The organism is Halothece sp. PCC 7418, from assembly GCF_000317635.1.
In the GTDB taxonomy this organism is placed as follows: Bacteria; Cyanobacteriota; Cyanobacteriia; order Cyanobacteriales; family Rubidibacteraceae; genus Halothece.
Genome location: NC_019779.1, coordinates 3,784,708 through 3,801,652, shown reverse-complemented (window position 1 = coordinate 3,801,652; position 16,945 = coordinate 3,784,708). Strand labels below are relative to the sequence as shown.

19 protein-coding genes are annotated in these 16,945 nt (G+C 40.8%); 5 read left to right on the top strand and 14 right to left on the bottom strand.

The genetic code is table 11. The features are described 5' to 3' along the window. Positions 1-92: 92 nt before the first annotated feature. Both PCC7418_RS17375 and PCC7418_RS17370 read right to left on the bottom strand, forming a co-directional pair. On the bottom strand, positions 93-926 hold the full coding sequence (locus PCC7418_RS17375) for a sarcosine/dimethylglycine N-methyltransferase (protein ID WP_015227494.1): 834 nt from the start codon (positions 924-926) through the stop codon (positions 93-95). A 164-nt stretch (positions 927-1,090) separates the two neighbouring features. Further along, complete coding sequence (locus tag PCC7418_RS17370) at positions 1,091-1,888, bottom strand: glycine/sarcosine N-methyltransferase (protein WP_015227493.1); 798 nt, start codon at positions 1,886-1,888, stop codon at positions 1,091-1,093. Between the two features lie 594 nt (positions 1,889-2,482). Between PCC7418_RS17370 and PCC7418_RS17365 the strand changes: the two genes are divergently transcribed. Next, on the top strand, positions 2,483-3,829 hold the full coding sequence (locus PCC7418_RS17365; RefSeq protein ID WP_015227492.1) for a sensor histidine kinase KdpD: 1,347 nt from the start codon (positions 2,483-2,485) through the stop codon (positions 3,827-3,829). A 182-nt stretch (positions 3,830-4,011) separates the two neighbouring features. Here the strand turns inward: PCC7418_RS17365 and PCC7418_RS17360 are convergent, their stop codons facing one another. Next, positions 4,012-4,776, bottom strand: coding sequence for an HAD family hydrolase (locus PCC7418_RS17360; protein ID WP_015227491.1), 765 nt, complete (start codon positions 4,774-4,776; stop codon positions 4,012-4,014). Between the two features lie 187 nt (positions 4,777-4,963). Here PCC7418_RS17360 and PCC7418_RS17355 point away from each other — a divergent pair, with 187 nt between their 5' ends. The 3 genes from PCC7418_RS17355 (at position 4,964) to PCC7418_RS17345 (ending at position 7,070) form a co-directional block, all read left to right on the top strand. Then, the gene (locus tag PCC7418_RS17355; protein ID WP_015227490.1) at positions 4,964-5,692 is read left to right on the top strand and encodes a hypothetical protein; all 729 of its coding nucleotides are present in this window, start codon (positions 4,964-4,966) and stop codon (positions 5,690-5,692) included. 254 nt (positions 5,693-5,946) lie between these two features. Further along, complete coding sequence (gene rsmI, locus PCC7418_RS17350) at positions 5,947-6,783, top strand: 16S rRNA (cytidine(1402)-2'-O)-methyltransferase (protein WP_041596316.1); 837 nt, start codon at positions 5,947-5,949, stop codon at positions 6,781-6,783. A gap of 41 nt (positions 6,784-6,824) precedes the next feature. Continuing rightward, positions 6,825-7,070 (top strand): DUF1902 domain-containing protein, encoded by a 246-nt coding sequence (locus PCC7418_RS17345; protein ID WP_015227488.1) that lies wholly within the window; start codon positions 6,825-6,827, stop codon positions 7,068-7,070. Between the two features lie 191 nt (positions 7,071-7,261). Here PCC7418_RS17345 and rpsN read toward each other — a convergent pair whose 3' ends face one another. The 6 genes from rpsN to PCC7418_RS17315 form a co-directional block, all read right to left on the bottom strand. Next, positions 7,262-7,564: a 30S ribosomal protein S14 gene (rpsN, locus tag PCC7418_RS17340; RefSeq protein ID WP_015227487.1), complete on the bottom strand. Its 303-nt coding sequence runs from the start codon at positions 7,562-7,564 to the stop codon at positions 7,262-7,264. Positions 7,565-7,609: 45 nt separating this feature from the next. Then, positions 7,610-8,257: an endonuclease III gene (nth, locus tag PCC7418_RS17335; protein ID WP_015227486.1), complete on the bottom strand. Its 648-nt coding sequence runs from the start codon at positions 8,255-8,257 to the stop codon at positions 7,610-7,612. Beyond that, on the bottom strand, positions 8,257-9,348 hold the full coding sequence (gene rseP / locus PCC7418_RS17330) for an RIP metalloprotease RseP (RefSeq protein WP_015227485.1): 1,092 nt from the start codon (positions 9,346-9,348) through the stop codon (positions 8,257-8,259). Before rseP ends, nth begins: the two co-directional genes overlap by 1 nt. Before the next feature lie 61 nt (positions 9,349-9,409). After that, the gene (locus PCC7418_RS17325) at positions 9,410-9,862 is read right to left on the bottom strand and encodes a regulatory protein RecX (protein ID WP_015227484.1); all 453 of its coding nucleotides are present in this window, start codon (positions 9,860-9,862) and stop codon (positions 9,410-9,412) included. Positions 9,863-10,069: 207 nt separating this feature from the next. Beyond that, entirely contained in the window at positions 10,070-10,219 is a 150-nt protein-coding gene (locus PCC7418_RS17320) for a type II toxin-antitoxin system HicA family toxin (RefSeq protein WP_015227483.1), read from the bottom strand. Further along, on the bottom strand, positions 10,209-10,430 hold the full coding sequence (locus PCC7418_RS17315) for a type II toxin-antitoxin system HicB family antitoxin (RefSeq protein ID WP_015227482.1): 222 nt from the start codon (positions 10,428-10,430) through the stop codon (positions 10,209-10,211). The genes PCC7418_RS17320 and PCC7418_RS17315 overlap by 11 nt, the downstream gene beginning before the upstream one ends. Positions 10,431-10,605: 175 nt before the next feature. Between PCC7418_RS17315 and PCC7418_RS17310 the strand changes: the two genes are divergently transcribed. Beyond that, a complete protein-coding gene (locus PCC7418_RS17310; protein ID WP_015227481.1) occupies positions 10,606-11,175 on the top strand; it encodes a Uma2 family endonuclease in 570 nt (189 codons plus the stop codon). A 115-nt stretch (positions 11,176-11,290) separates the two neighbouring features. On the opposite strand, the gene PCC7418_RS17305 is transcribed toward PCC7418_RS17310, so the two are convergent. The 5 genes from PCC7418_RS17305 to PCC7418_RS21045 all read right to left on the bottom strand — a co-directional run bounded on the left by PCC7418_RS17305 (position 11,291) and on the right by PCC7418_RS21045 (position 16,923). Beyond that, entirely contained in the window at positions 11,291-11,905 is a 615-nt protein-coding gene (locus PCC7418_RS17305; protein ID WP_015227480.1) for a Uma2 family endonuclease, read from the bottom strand. Positions 11,906-12,173: 268 nt separating this feature from the next. After that, a complete protein-coding gene (locus tag PCC7418_RS17300; RefSeq protein WP_015227479.1) occupies positions 12,174-13,928 on the bottom strand; it encodes a GTPase in 1,755 nt (584 codons plus the stop codon). 88 nt (positions 13,929-14,016) lie between these two features. Next, positions 14,017-16,011, bottom strand: coding sequence for a GTPase (locus PCC7418_RS17295; protein ID WP_015227478.1), 1,995 nt, complete (start codon positions 16,009-16,011; stop codon positions 14,017-14,019). Between the two features lie 42 nt (positions 16,012-16,053). Further along, complete coding sequence (locus PCC7418_RS17290) at positions 16,054-16,455, bottom strand: hypothetical protein (protein WP_015227477.1); 402 nt, start codon at positions 16,453-16,455, stop codon at positions 16,054-16,056. Positions 16,456-16,638: 183 nt separating this feature from the next. Next, a complete protein-coding gene (locus PCC7418_RS21045) occupies positions 16,639-16,923 on the bottom strand; it encodes a hypothetical protein (RefSeq protein ID WP_235620719.1) in 285 nt (94 codons plus the stop codon). Positions 16,924-16,945: the final 22 nt, after the last annotated feature.

Genomic DNA, 16,945 nt, shown 5'->3' with positions numbered 1-16,945 from the left:
ATAACCAATAGCCAACAACGAAGGTTTCATTTTAAAATCCCCTTCCCAAAACCAGGAAGGGGAAAGTCGGTTTAATTTGAGAAGGCGATCAACTAGGGTTTGTGGAACTTGAGAATTCCCCAAGCCATGTAACCACTTTTACCTGCATTAATCCAGTGATTTAAGCCAACCTTCATGCGGTCTAAATATTCTTGCGAGCATTCAGGTTGCAATTGATCATAATGGGCTTCCAGTTCTTGCAGCACTCGACTATAGTGGTTAACTAACTGGTGAGTTTGTTCATCAAATTCAACAAATTCCCAACCGAGTTCTTCCGCCACTTGTCGATAGAAACCAACTGAACCCAAACTATCTAAATGAATCCGAGCTAAGACTGGCTCTAAGACCCCTTCTGGACAATTATCGGTTTGCATGGGATCAGTAAAAACAAAATCGCCTCCAGACTTGAGGACGCGATCGGCTTCTTCCATGACTTTCCGACGATTCCCGCTATGGAGGATAGAATCTTGTGACCAGAGAACATCGTAACTCTTATTTTCAAAGGGTAACTCTTCAAAACTGCCGTCAAAAACACGAATTTTATCAGCGAGTCCCTGTTCTTGGTTCATCTGGCGATTGCGCTCGTTTTGTACCAAACTGATATTCAAACAATCCACATCAAAGCCGTGATGCTTTGCCATATAACGAGCGGAGCCACCATAACCTGCGCCAAGGTCAAGCACCTTGGTTCCTGCTGGCCAATTTTTAATTTTGTCACAAATGCGACTGACAGTGCGGACACTTGCATCATAAATTGGTTCATCAGGGGTGTTATAAATCCCGATGTGGAGATCTTCTCCCCCCCAAATCCGATAGTAGAAGCCGTCGGCACTACCACTGTCGTAGTAATCTTGTGCTTGTTTGGCGACTGCGTCTGCTTTAGTCATACAATATTACTTCACCTCGTTACGTTCTTAAGGCTTTTCCCAGCCCAACAAGAGAGGGTCTAGGAAATGATTAACCTGACAGTTGTTCACTGACAAGGTTCAATGTTCCAAGCTGGATTTTACCCTGTTTGGGAGCGTTAACCCAACGGCATTTTCAGTCAGGTTTAGTCTTTTTTCGCAACGTGAATATAAAAGTCGGGATCATCTTGATGATAGGTTTCTTGGAAATCACCATAAGTCGTGATATCTTGAAAGCCCACTTCATGAAGCAGACGACGAACATAATCTTTCCGCAATGGGAACATATTGAGGTGATAAACACTCTGATCAGGGAATTCGTAACGGAAACGCGCTAACCCATCATCAACATATTCGGGTTCTGCTTTGACATTATCGCCACAGTAGTAGTAGGTATGCTTGCTCTTAAACCCTTCATCCAGAATCAAGTCATAATTCCGTTGGTCTAAAATTAAAATTCCGTCATGTTTTAAGACGGAATAGAACTCAGCGAGGGTTTTGCGACGATCTTCTTCTGAGAAGAGGTGAGTAAAGGAGTTTCCTAGACAAATCACTGCATCAAACCGTTCCTGAATATGCCGAGTCACTTGTCGCCAGTCAGAGTGAACGGTTCTGAGGATTTGGTCTTTACGAGTGGCGTTTTCAAATGCTTTGACCAGCATTTCCACACTACCATCGACGCTTGCGACATCAAAGCCAGCTTCAATGAGACGAATGGAGTGGAATCCAGTTCCAGTTGCAGCATCGAGGACACGCTTTGCACCGTGTTCTTTGAGGGTTTTAATAAAAAATTCCCCTTCGCTGCTAGAACGGGCGTGCCAGTTAATCAGTTCATCCCACTTTTCAACAAAGCCTTCGATGTACTCATTTTGGTAGTGGTCACTATCGCGAACTTCAATGGGATTCTCGCCGTAGTCTTGAACTTGTTTTTCTTTGATAGCCATAATTTACTTTTATTCGTTTGTGGAGTTATTGGTTTTGAGTCTTACTTCACAGTTTCCTTGAAAATACTCACAACCCAACTGAGTCAACCTTTGTCTTAATTTTTGACATTTTTTGGGGAAATTTTGGCATCATTAGCATCAAATTAATTGATTTTGCTTCCATGTTTTGTCCTCATTTCAGGAATTGGAACACTGTTAAGTAAGTCCTAGATTTCCCTTCTGGTCAGGTTTTGGGTTTACTTTGAGTTAGGTTCTCGTGAGCAATTTTCTTGATTTAAATACACTTCCCCAAAATACAAATGTCATTTTAGAATTTGGCTACTTTAGCAACCCCTTACATTGAATCGTTTATTTGGATTTCTGTCTAGGGGGGAGGGCAAAAAAAACATAATCTTAATAAAAATTAATATTGTAAGAAAATGATCAAACTAAAGATAGATGAAAAAAAACAGACGATTTGGGTTCATCAAAGAAGTCAGCACAAGTGGAAATCGCGACTGATTCGTTCGGTTCTACGGCTACGGGAGTAAGGGTGGGGATGGTTATGATCAAGGCTAGTCGGTGAGAGTTTATTTATGAAAAAGGGGGCAAGTGGTGAGTGTTCAACAGTTGCCAGCATTAAGTCAAATGATGGAAAGACAACAGTCCTCGGGAAAAACGGATCAATTGCAAGGATGGCGGGAATGGTACAGCGCGATCGCGTCACTAGAATCATTACTCAAACCGATCGCGCAAGGATTGATTTTGTCCAGTCCCGCACCCGTTACCAACCCCAATCAAAGTTTGACAACTGTTGTTTTTACCCCTGAAATCACGTTAGCGGGGGTGAGTTCTTCACGCCTACTGACTTTTGCACCCGTTCGCGGAGAAGAAACAGCCCACCATTCCTCACCGATCCAAGCAATCCCGCTATCAGCAGATGATCCCCTACAAGATGAGCAGTTTTGCTTAGTTTTTACCTCAGAATTTTCTCTGTTACTGATGCTAACGGTTGACTCAGAAGGAAACTCCCATTTTGATTTTTCCTTTGATCCTGAAGTGACTCAACGGGCTTGGCTAAGGCTGCGATCGCGCTTACAAAGAAATTCCCCAGAACACCTGACCTCGATTGAAGAAAAACGAGAACAGTTTCCCCTGTGTCCTCCTCATTATCGTCTGGTCAGCGATTTCACTCGACAACTATTAACTCATTTACCAGCCGAGAAACCCGTCAGCGAACATCACAATCTTGATCAAGCCCAAACTCCTGATGTGGAACTGTTGCAAGCTCTCACCCATGAAGTGAGAACGCCCTTAACTACAATTCGGATGCTAACGCGGTTACTTCTAAAACGGAAAGATTTAGGATCAGATGTTTTGAAACGGTTGCGCGTGATTGATCAAGAGTGTACCGAACAAATTAACCGCATGGAATTAATTTTCCAAGCGACAGAATTAGAAGGAAAAACCAAACAAGGCGTGCAGTTAACTCCCATTCCCTTAGAAGATTTATTCGCCAAAAGTATTCCTTACTGGAAAAAACAAGCCAAACGGCGGAATGTGGAATTAGATGTCATTCTTCCCAAACAGTTACCCACCGTCATTAGTAGTCCAGAGTTACTGACACAAGTGTTAACGGGATTAATGGAAAACTTTACATCTCGTTTACCCAGTGGCGGCAAAATGAAAATCCAAGTGACTACAGCAGGAAGTCAAATTAAGCTGCAATTATTATCTCAAACTTCCAACGCGCAAAGCATCGGTCAAAATCGGGTTCAGTCTCCAGGAAAGTCCATTGGTCAACTGCTAACCCTACAACCCGAAACAGGAAGTCTGAGTTTAAATTTAAGTGTCACGAAAAACCTATTTGAAGCCCTTGGGGGTAAATTAACGGTTCGTCAACGTGCAGAAATGGGAGAAGTTTTAACCGTATTCCTCCCAGCAAGCATTATTAATCAGTGACCAGTGACCAGTAACCAGTGACCAGTGACTAATGACCAGTGACCAATGACTAATGACCAATGACTAATGACTAATGACCAATGACTAATGACTAATGACTAATGACCAATGACTAATGACTAATGACTAATGACCAATGACTAATGACCAATGACTAATGACCAATGACCAATGACTAATGACTAATAACTCATTAAATAATTTGCTAATTCACAAAAGCCTTTTCCTTCTGCTGCTGCTGTGATGTACTGAGGGGTGTGTGTGAGTTGCTGAGTGTAATGTTGAATATTCGCCACGCCGACTGAAAGCGGGAATAAATCAGGATTAAATAAAGACTCATCATTAGGACTATCACCAATGGTTAAAATTTCTTCTGGCTTTAAATCAGAGAAATATTTGCTGAGAACTGTTTTTAAGCCTGTTGCTTTATCTTGCGCTTGCGGTTTGATATGACATTGGACGCTGCTATAAGTGAAGCTATATCCTTCTTGCTGAGATTGCTGTTGGAGTTGCGTTAAATCAGACTCTGATAATCCTGCAACATCAAATGTCCAATCCGTAAAGCGAAAGGGATTATCGGTTGCTTCTTGCAGATGAGGGAAAGTAACCTGCAATTTTTGGAAGACTTGGGCAAGATTTTGGCGATGTTGCGTGAGAGACGGGATAGAGACAAGGATATCAGGGGGCGTATCGGGTTGAGAATTGTATAATCCTCCATTTTCCGCGATCGCGCCTGCAACAGGTAAATAATGGCGCAATCCATTCACCCAACCCGCAGACCGACCCGTAACAATGACAACTGCGATGCCAAATTGCTGTAATCTTGCGAGTGCTTGTATTGCAGAGGCAGTTAACTGCCCATTTTCTGTCACTGTACCATCAAAATCAGTGGCAATTAAACGAACCGTTTTACAATCTTGACGGGTCAAATTCGCGAGAGACTTCATAAAATAATACTGGTTATTTGTAATATTATACGTTTGTGCAACTGATTTAAATTTATGCAACAAAATTCGTGAAATCGGAGATAATAGAGAGCAAGAGTCAATAGAAACAACTCTGGTTGTAGAAAATTGTTGCTTCTACAGACCGAAAAATAGTTTCTGCAATTGCCGACAACTCAAAACAAAACCCATGACTGGAAAAGTAATTGACAGTGGTGCAACTGGCTTTTTAGTTCTTATTATCCCGATCGCGCTTGTTGCAGTGGTGGTTGCAACCGCTTGGCCGGTTTTGCTGGGGTTGCTCTTAATCATTATTGTCTGGCAAGTGGTTCAACAATGGCAATGGCAACGATTTGTTGGTAAAGTCAATCCTGCATTTAATCAACTGATTCGAGAAAACAATGGATGTGTTACCCCAGTTGATCTTGCCATGAAAGCCAATATTGAAGGCAAAAAAGCCAGTAAATTTCTAGATTATAAGGCAACTGAATTTAGTGCGAAACGGCGCGAGTTAGAAAATCAAGGCAGTGTTTACTATTTCTTAACTGCGAGTGCGGTGGAGAACTTTTTTGAAGAACCAGATTCTCTAGAAGCCTTAGAAGCGCAAGAAGAACCGAATCAATCAATTGCTATGGCTTCCACTTCTAATGGAACTGAAGTTTCCACTGTTCCTTCTGAAGCTGAAAATGAAACGGAAAATAGTGCGGTTGCTACGGCAACAATGCAATCGGTAACAGCAGAAGATGATTTATCTCTGATTCAAGCCGAACTTGCCAAACGCCTTGGCGTTCATTCCAGCACCCTTGGTCGTCGAAAATCTGACCCTGATTTTGCGGAGTGGTCACAAAAGCGCGATCCCGAAAACATTCGCTGGCAATACTCTGATGAAACTAAACTTTTTTATCCGTTAGATCAGTGATTTTCTTCTTCTTGTTCTCCATGCAGATCCCCTTCATCTTCCTGAGGGGGTTATTTTTTTCTGATAGCACTTTTCAATTATTGTTATAGCGTTTACTAGTTGGTTGAGGTACAAAGCAAGTCGGTGGACGTTCATGGTTCATGGTTCGTGGTTCATTGATTCACAACCAACAAAGAACAAAGAACAAAGAACCAAAATTTAGAATGTACCTCAAGAAGTGTGAAAACTGCTATCGATTGATTATTAAGAAAAATATGTCAGGAATCCTTTATTTAGTAGGAACTCCCATTGGTAACTTAGAAGATATGACCTTCAGGGCGATTAATACGCTGAAAACGGTTGATTTAATTGCTGCTGAAGATACTCGCCACACGGGGAAATTGTTACAGTATTATGACATTGTAACGCCACAGATTAGCTATCACGACCATAATCGCAAGCAACGAGAACCAGAAATTATTGAACGATTGCAACAAGGAAAAACGATCGCGCTGGTGACAGATGCGGGAATGCCTTGTATTTCCGATCCAGGATATGATTTAGTGAGAGCCTGTGTGGAAGCAAAGATTTCTGTTGTTCCTATTCCAGGGGTGACGGCTGCGATTACTGCCCTTGCTGTCTCTGGGCTACCTACGAATCGCTTTGTTTTTGAGGGGTTTTTACCCGTTAAAGGAAAGTCGAGAAAAGAGCGTTTACAACTCCTGCAGCAGGAAACACGAACGATTATTTTATACGAATCGCCTCATAAATTAAAACAAACGTTGCAAGATTTAGGAGAGTCTTTAGGGCGCGATCGCGCGGTGATGTTAGGACGAGAGTTAACGAAATATTATGAAGACTTTCATTATGCAACTTTAGAAGAAGCAATTTTATTCTACAATCAGCAAACACCAAAAGGAGAATACACACTTGTGATTGCAGGGAAAGCAGAAACAGAAGAAATGGATCTGTCTGTCGAAGAAATTAAAACAGAACTGAAACAACTTTTAGCCCAAGGAGTCACGCGATCGCAAGCCAGTCGTCAGTTAGCTACAATGACATCTTTATCCCGTCAAGAAATCTATCAGCTTTCCCTTGACCTATCGGACTAATGATTTTTGATATCCTGAAAAGTAGTCTTTTGCCATAAAACATGAATAAAACAAAGTGTGACGTTAGCGCGTTTTGGGATGAATCTGCTCAAGTTTGGACAGCAGAGAGTGAAACTGTTCCTGGTTTAGCAACAGAAGCTGAAACTTTAGAAGGATTGACACAAAAGCTAAGAACATTAGTTCCTGAATTATTGCAGTTGAATCGTATGATTGAAGATGTTTCTGTCAACGAAATCGAAATTCAAATAACGAGTCACCGACAGGAAACCATTCAAATCGCAAGATAAGTGCCAAAATCTTTTACTCCTGAACTAAAAAAGTTAAGTAGGTTGGGTTGAAAATAATGAAACCCAACACTAACAAAATTTCGTTGGGTTACACAGTGGCTAACCCAACCTAAAATAGGCTGAGGCAGTTATTATCAAATCCAAAAGACACGATAACTTATCTGTCTTCTCTGGAGTGGTTGTTTTAACGACTACCAGCTTGATTTAACAACGCCTGGTAAATACCCTTTATGCGCCCATTCCCGGAAAACGTTACGAGAGAGTCCAAAATCACGATAATAACCGCGAGGACGACCTGTTACATTACAACGATTGTGGAGACGAGTGCGGGAACTGTTGCGGGGAAGACGCTGCAGTTCTCGTTGCAGTTGGAAGCGTTCTCTGGGAGAGGTGGAGGTTCTAATTTGTTCTTTTAATTCTGCTCGTTTGTCAGCGTATTTATCAACTAGTTTTTGGCGCTTTTTCTCGCGCTCAATCATTCCTTTTTTTGCCATCAGAAATTTATGCTTTAAAAATACTGCTTCACTATCTTATCGAATTTAAGGACTATTGGCACTGGGAAAGGGACAAAGGTCAGCCAGAGAACAACTTTCACATAACGGTTGTCTTGCCTTACAAACCGCGCGACCATGATAAATTAAGCGAATTGACCAATTTTCCCAGTCGGGTTGGGGTAATAGTGCCATTAAGTCTTTCTCGATGCGTTTGGGATCGCTGTGTTCCGTTAATCCTAACCGTGAAGAAAGCCGTTTAACATGAGTATCAACGGTAACCCCGGCATTGATACCATAAACATGGGCTAAGACGACATTTCCCGTTTTTCTGGCGACCCCTGGCAGTTTCAGAATCTCCTGCATGGTATCTGGGACTTTCCCGTCAAACTCAGAGACAATCATTTCACAGGCTGCTTGGATATTTTTCGCCTTATTGCGATAGAAACCTGTAGAACGGATCAGAGATTCAATTTCACTGCGGGGGGCTTGCGCGATCGCGCTTGCATTAGGAAAACGGGCAAATAACTCAGGGGTCACTTTATTCACCCGTTCATCAGTACACTGTGCAGAAAGAATCGTCGCCACCAGCAACTGCACCGGGGTTTCATAATCAAGGGTACAAGTCGCATCAGGATACAACTGTTTGAGACGGGCGAGAAGTGCTAACGCCCGTTCTTGCTGCGATTCGCTCATTATTGGAAAAATTCCTGAACCACAGCTAAGTTTGCGGTATCACGAATAACGAGGAAAATCGCTAAACCGAGTAAAACCACAACTCCCGTTTGCATAATCCCATCTTGCACTTTACTGGGTAAGGGTTTGCCACGAACGCCTTCTAAAAGCAAGAAGACCAGTTGACCGCCATCTAAGACGGGTAAGGGCAGAATATTAATAATCCCTAAGTTAATACTGATTAACGCTGCAAATTGATATAGGCTGCTGGCATCAGAACTGGCAATATCTGCACCAACAGCAACAATCGCGACGGGGCCTGCGACTTGTTCGGCTGATTCTTGGAAGTTACTGACTAATTGTCCTAAGCCTTGGAAGGTGAGGGTAAAAATCCGTTGATATTCTTGTGCGCCTCGGGTAAACGGTTCAATGAAACCATCAGGACGTTTGCGAATAACTTCTCCGTTGGGAGAGAGTAAAACCCCAATTTTTCCTTTCCCATCATCTCCTGCTTGAGGGGTGACAGAGAGGTTTAGAGTTTCTGCTTCCCGTTTAACGGTTAAACTTAAAGGTTCATTGACCGAATTTTGGATTTCGGTTTGTAAGGTTTGGATTGCAGGTTGACCTTCGCCGAGAGATTGTGAATCGACTGCGAGAATGACATCACCTGCTTTTAAGCCAGCTTCTCTGGCGGGAGAGTCTTCTTGATTGACAATTTCGGGAACTTTAATGCCTGGTTCAAATTGCGGTTCGGGAATCCCTACTACTGCTGATTGGGTGACAAGAAGGAAATAGGCAAAAATAAAGTTTGCAATCACCCCAGCACTAATCACAATGGCGCGATCGCCGAGGGGACGATTTTTCAGTAAATTCGGATCATCTTGGGGAATTTCGCTGTCGGGATCATCATCAGGAAAGCCTACAAATCCACCTAACGGAAACGCACGAATCCCATATTCCACCTCTGGTCCTTGATATTTCCATAAAATGGGACCAAACCCAATGGAAAATCGGTTAACATGGATTCCTTGGACTCGGGCTGCCGTGAAATGTCCCAATTCGTGGACGATAATTAAAACCGCCAAAACCGCGATCGCTGCCAAAACTGACATAATTTTTAACCAACTATACTAAACTAAACACTTATCCATCTATTTTAATATTAGTGCGAGTTCACTCTTCTTCGGTTTGCCACTGCTGAAGCAACTGAAAGGGGTTAAACCCCCGATATTGGAGAAAGTTAAACACTTTGCGCTTCGTTTTCGGATCAAGATCGCAAAACTGCGTGAGTTTATATTTCCGCATCACCTTGTCTTTCAAGTGAGATAAATCTTCTCTCTCTCGCTGATCCGCCAATTGTTCCCACATTTGTTCAAACAAATCATCACTGATCCCCTTTTCTCGGGATTTTTGTTTGATTTTTCGTTTTCCATACTTTCCCAGATATCCCAAAATTAAACTTTCAGCAACATCAGCATCGGATTGAACGTTAATTTCCTGTAAATACTGCAATGTTTCTATAATTTCTGTTTCTTCAAATCCTTGCGCGATCGCTTTTTTTCGCAGTTCTTCTTGGCTATAATCGCGACGAGAAAGCAGTTGCAATAAATAAGTTTGACAATTCATAAGGTTTTAAATTATTGTAGTGCTTTTCATCTTGCTTGGGAGAAGCTGAGTCACTCTCATGGCTTGAGATTCTGTAACCTGTCATTGCGGTTGCCATGCTTGATAATGTTCAAAAATACTTAAACAGTTCAGTATTATTGACGTTTATTTCAACTCATTAAATTCTTCTTCTGTTATTCCTAATTGCTCAAGAATTTCTTGGAATAACTAACCCCCAATTTCAGCATTTCCATGAATCGGAATCGTGGTAGAACGACCATCTGGATGTTTCCAACGAGCATGGCTTCTTCTTTGGCGAACTTTCTGAAAGCCTAATTTCTTCGCTACTTTTTCCAAGACTCTTGCTTTAGCTGGCATTACAAATAGTTATTTCAACATCCTTGGGTAAGGGTTTTCCAGCTTCTAAATATTCTTCCCGAATCATTGCAAAAACATGATTTAATTCTGAGTGAGCTTCTTCAGGGGTTTCTCCCCAAGCATGACATCCTTTAATCGCGGGAACATAAGCAACATAAGTTCCATTATCATCAGGACGCAAGATGATTTGATAGTCGGTTAAAGTTTTCATAATTGTTCCTGCTTTGACACTTCTTTATTCAAATTATCCCAGAGTCTAACGATCGCGCTTTCCTTCTTTCTTTTCCCCCTTAGAAAAGGGTGGCTAGGGGGGATCACCTTTTGTGTTTTTAGCCGTTTCCTATCCTTTGATCTAAAATCAAAAATGAACCTTCGAGTGAGCCAAAATGGTAGAAGCAGCCTCGTTGAGCTTGCAAGAATTTCTGCAACAGCCAGAAACGAAACCAGCCAGTGAGTATATTGATGGGGAAATTATTCAAAAGCCAATGCCGAAGGGACGACACAGTCGCTTACAGGGAAAGCTCTGTGCGATCATTAATCAGGTTGCAGAAGACGCAAACATTGCTTATGCTTTCCCAGAGTTGAGATGCAGCTTTGGACAGCGATCGATTGTCCCTGATGTGTCAGTTTTTCGGTGGGAGCGCATCCCGTTTACAGCAGAGGGGAATGTTCCCGATCATTTTAACCAGCCTCCCGATTGGACGATTGAAATTCTATCTCCAGAACAGCGAACGAATCGAGTGTTAGGAAATATTCTCTACTGTTTAGAGCATGGCAGCGATCTCGGTTGGCTCATCGATCCCGATGATATCAGCATTTTAGTGTTACAACAACAGCAACAGCCTGCACTGTACCAAGGCGATCGCGCTCTTCCAGTTTTGCAAGATTTAGAATTAACGCTGAGTGTCAATCAGGTGTTGGGCTGGTTAAAAATGAACAGCAGCAACAGATCTTAACTCGGAAGCAGCGATCGCGCTGGGGCTTCGTATTATTGCGTAACAGCTTAGTTGCTACATAAGACTGGTCTAACAATCCCCCCAACCCCCTTCCCAAGGAGGATTTCAGATAACTTTACATTCCCGCAGCAAACACCTGTTCTGCGGTGAGATTTAACTCAGGAAAGGTTGGAGAGATAACGCGATCGCTACCTCGAAACTGTTGTCCTTGATACTCCCCATCCACTAGCTGATAAACAGAAAACGTTGGTTGTTTGGGCGATCCAATGTAGCGTCTTCCCCCTAACCCCAAATAATCAACAATCCAATATTCTGGAATCCCCAAGGCTTCATAGTCCATGAGTTTGTGTCCATAGTCATCTCGCCAGTTGGTACTAACCACCTCAATCGCAACCCGTATGGATTTTCCGAAAGTAATGGTTGATCGCTTTTTCCAGAACGGTTCATCTTCTAGCGCGGTTTGATCCAAAACAGTCACATCAGGATTATAGGCAGATTTATCTGTATTAATGGGTTTAATTAGGGCTTCTAGGGGAATAATATAGGGCAACTGTAACCGCTTAATTTCAACTACCAACTCAGCCGACAAAAACCCACCAACTTGCCCATGTGTTCCTGTTGGTTGCATTTCAATTGGTACTCCATTTCTCAGTTCATAGCGACCATAGCCATCAGGATACCAATCCCAAAACTCCTCTAAAGTCATCAGTTGCGAAACTGCTTCCACCATTATCCTTAGCCTCCTATCGCGTTGATCGCTGCCAACTTTAGCTTAACAAGAGCGCGATCGCGCTTCTTTCGGCTTTCAATTTTCAGTTGTTACTCAGAATCATTTGTTAACGTAATTAAAGAAAATAGGGTAGGCATTGCCCACCCTACAACGTAGTGCTTGTTGGTTAGAAGTGGTGTAACATAACCGAACGGACAAAAAATAGAATGAAACGACCCTATCTTGGTAAGGGAGGTTTAAAAAAATATCTGATTGGCTGGGTCAATTGTTAATGAAATGACTGATCAATTTCAGAAAGAACCACTTTAAACTCTTGGCGTAAACTATTCAATTGTTGCATATGTTCCTGATTTTGACCAATGTTTTGATAGTGAGCTTCTCGCATTTGTTCAATTTTTTCTGCTGTCTCATCGTAGATTTGTTGTTCCACTTCTCGCCCTATACTTTCAAATTGGGTTTGTAATTGTTGAGCCATATCTTGAAAGTCACTGTTAATTTCTTTACGAGCTTGAGATAATTCTTCACTTTGTTTTTCTTCTTCATTACTGTTCATTATATCCAATACGAATGCACCAATCGCTAAAACAGGTCCAGCAGCTTTAGCAACATTACCCGCATTCTTAGCCAAGTTAACTGCACCCCAAGGTTTGAAATTAACCCCTAACAATTTTCCGATTTGGTAAACTCCCTGATGAAGACCACTACCAGCGACGTTACTAGCTTTAAGAAAACCATTCGCACCCACTAATGGTGTTGCATTTTTTGCAGCATTTGATAATGTACCACTGACAAAATCACCCAATTGCAGAAGTTTGTTAAGTTTGCTTTTCCATTGCGAACTATTCTGGTCAGCTTGTTTAGCTGCTACTTGATCATTATTTTCTAGGCGTTGAATTAAGGTTTGTGCTAAGTTACCTTGTAAAATATCTTCCAGAGATTCCATAAGAGAAACCTGTGCTTGATTAGCCACTTTCTCTAATTTTTCCTGTGCTGATTGACAGTGTTTTTCTATATTCTGATCTGCTTTACGACTTAACTGATTCCATTCTTGTTCACTTTCAATATTCCCTAGGCTATCCAGTAAAGGGTTAGCTTCTTGTCTCACTTCTGAGTAGAGGTCAAGCGCAATTTTTTCTATATCAGTGCGAAAACGAGTTCTTTCTTTTTCTACTTTAATTGCACAACGATTAACCAACTCTAAATAAGCACTATCTTCATCATCATCGCGTTGTATTGCTGATTCAGTTTTATTCAAACTCGAAAGTGCAATGCGAACAGGTGTATCGAGACGAGCCATGATTTCTCGTTGCTTAATGAAATCGTTTAATTGTTCAATAAATTCAGGAAAGCGACTAACTTCAACTAAAAATTCTTCGTTTTCATCAATTCCTTCACAGTAATCTTTTGCATCAATAAACAAGAGTGGAAACGCATCGAGAGAATAAGGGGCTAAACCTTTAGCGAGGCTATCCTTATAATTCGTAATTAACTCCTGTTCGTCTCCTGAAGCCTGGGACATTTTGTTAATCACTAACATCATTTTCCAAGCATAGCCTTGATCATAGGCAAGTTTTTTGAAATTATCGGCTGTGATATTGTCAAGCAGCATACTGGTTAAACAGAATATCAGTAAATCTGCTTTTTCAATTGCATCGTAAGTGATTTGATCATGATCGGTTCGATCTGTATAAAGTCCAGGGGTGTCAATGATTTTAATGCCATTCCAATCATAGGAAGTAGTAGTATCAGTGGCGATATCTGCGTCGATGTAAATGTCTCGTCTTCCAGTTAAAGCAGAAATAATGGTAGATTTTCCTGCGCTATATTGTCCGATAAAGGCAATGGTCAGAATTCCATTTTCATAGTATTGATCTAAATTTTGACGTAACTCTTGTTGAATAGCTTTGATTTGCTCATTGTCTTGACTAGATAGAAATTGTTCAAATTGATTCAGGTTAGCTTGAAACAGTTGGCTGATTTTGTTAGCTGTAACTTCAGAATTTTGATTAGGATGAGTATTCATGGCTTTATTTTTATAATTGGTAATATTTTCTCGAAAAGCTAGTTGCTAAAGTTTTTATAGTAATCTTTGAAATCACGAAATTCCGTATTTATGCAAGAGGTTTAATTGAATCTAGTTCCTCTTGAGAGCGAGTAATAGTCAACTGATTTTTAACTTCAATCATAATCTTTTTACCAATGTCTCGTTTCACGCTCACTACTTCACGATTAATTTCATCTTGAGTGAGAGGTTCGTAACGTTTTTGACTCCAATCAATGATGCGTTTTCCATAAGCCAAGTTTAGTAAATTAACTGATGCTTCTAAATTCTGTTCAGATGTCTTGATCTCTTTAGAAATAGCATCTAAACCAGATATGAGTTGATGAAGATAGGTTGTAATTTCTGTCTTAACTTGGTTACAGTTTTTGCGAAATTCTGCGGTTACTTGATTTGTAACTTGTGATTCCTGTTGATTAATTTGCTGTTTTAATGACTGACTAATTTTTTGAACTGCTTTACGTCTTTTATCTGCTTTTGATTCAAACAAGTTAGCCACAAGATTCATGACTAATCCTGCAATTCCTATAATTTGCACACCAGGTACAGGTATAAGAAGACCAATAGCTAAAAAACCGCCACCAAATCGAAACAAGTTTTTATTATCTGATGTATCTTGCTGATTGAGCTTAAATCCCGATATTCCGCCTAGCTTTGCAGAAAACTGTAAATCTTTTCCAATCTCTTCTAGTAATTGCTGTACTTTTTTAGTAAAGTTATTCCATTGTTTTTCACTAAAGTTATTTAATTTCTCTTCATACTTTCCTTGTTTCAGTTTGCTTTTCCATGCTCGGTTAAGTGTTTCTTCTGAACTATTCCAATGAAATTCAGCAAATTGAGAGACACTATTCTTAAGTTCTTTGAATACTTTGGCAATTTCATTTTTTAAGTTTTTCTCAACCTCTTGCATTGCTCGATCAATCTCTCGATCAACTTTACTGGGCTTTTCTCTAATTGCTTGAGCGAGTTTGTGATAAAAAGTTGCTTGCTTTTGCGCCCACAAGGAAGCATCTTTAATTGGTTTAGCTGTACTTCCCAGTAAGTTTTGAGAACGGCGAATTGTTCCTTGTTCGACAATAGATAAGCGAATTTGCTCTAAAAAATTCTCAATTCGACTGGCTTCCCAAAGTTGGTCTTTATGTTGCTGATGTTGCTCTTGATAAGAGAGTTGTGCAGCTAAGAACATAACAGGAATAATAGAGAAATAATCATTTCCATAATATTTTTGAGCATAACCTTGAATGCGGTTAAAATGACCCTGCATTTCTTGATCATTAAATAGCTTTTCAGGATTTTTCAGAAACCGCTTTAATTCAAAGTCTCCTCGACACGGATCATTAAAGTTCTTCAAAACGTTGATTAAAATACAAAGTGGTTTGGCTTTCTCTCTTAAGAGTTTCAGTTTCTCAAACTCAATTTCTTGTTGGCTGTCGTTAGTGACAACAAAAACAATCAGATCGGCTTCGTTAATAATACTTTCCGCAGTTTCTTCATCGCTTTTTCCGTCTGGCGCACCAATTCCAGGCGTATCAATAATGCGGATGTTATTCCATGTATAGAAGCGATTGGAGCGAGTCGTGCGTTGTTTCCCAACACCAATGCTATCCCATCCTTGTCCAGCTAAAATTGAATGTAGCGTACTTTTTCCAGCTTTGGTTTTTCCCATGAATGCAATCGTAAAGTAATCCAAACTACTCTTTTTTGCTTCCAATGCTTCGTGAACAGTTTTAATTTGTGTTTTAATTTTTTGGTCTAAATCTTGTTTAGTTTCCTCTAATTGGGTAGTAACTTCTTTAGCTGTTTCTGCTTTCGCTTTTCCCTGAGTTGTTGCTTTAATATTTGCTATTTCTTGGCTGAGTTTACTCTCTAGCTCATTGAGATTAGACTTTGTTGTTTCCAGTGCTTCTTTCGTAAACGGGTAATCTTCCTGAGAAATTTGTCTGATTTGTTTAATTGCTTTTTGATATTTAGGATCATTCCATAAGCGATTTACTAGTCGTGTTGTTTGATGTGAAGTGTCGTTGTGTTGATTGTTATTAGAGGACATTGTGTTCTTACTCCTAGTTGATGATAGATTGATTAGAAAAATTTAATGGACACCATAGCCAAAGCGAAGGGTTAATAATAAAATAGTCAGCGCGATCGCGCAGATTGCATAGACGCTGACTTTGATAATTTCTAAGAAGGTTTCGAGAAGTGTGGGCTTTTTCGGTTCAGATCCTTGCGGATGATCTCGACGAAGATACTCACTTGCTGCGAATAAAGAGGCTTGCTTTCCCCATTTCCATAGTTTGTGACGACGAGACGGTTGATCTAGCTTATCGTGTTTGTCTTGAGGGGTTTCCGATATGTTGAGATCTAACGTTTTCTCTGTATCTTGAGGGGTTTCAGGCTGTTGTTGCTTCTGTTGGAAATACTGATTTGCTGCGAATAAAGACGCTTTTCCCGCCCATTTCGCTGCTTTTTGACGGCGGGAAGAATTCTGACTCATGGGTTTTTCTCCAAAGGTTGAGTGGATGAGGCACCCAGCCAATCGACTGTTATTTTGTGAGTAAAGGCATTTTTTTCCTTGACTTTCACTATAGCAGAAAATGACTGAATGATGCTTTAGCTTTTATGTGAATTGTAGCGTCTCACTTTAATCTCACTTATCACCCCTAAAAAACAAAATATTCTACATAGAGGGAACTTTGACAATTGTGGCTACCTCCTCGCCCAATCGAGTAAAGTCTTTTGGATTCAAGGTAATTAAACAATCCGCTTGTACCTTCAAAGCAGCTTGAGCAATGAGCGCATCAAAGATTCCACCACCTGTTAGTTGAAACTTTACCATCCTTGCAATGACACTCTGATATTCCTCGGATAATAATGATACAGGGGTCAGGTATTGTATTAAGTTTGTGATCAGTGCTTGTGCTTCCTCTGGTAAAACTTTCAGTGGTTGAGGCAACCGTGTCATCACTGCTTGACGCTCCAACGTC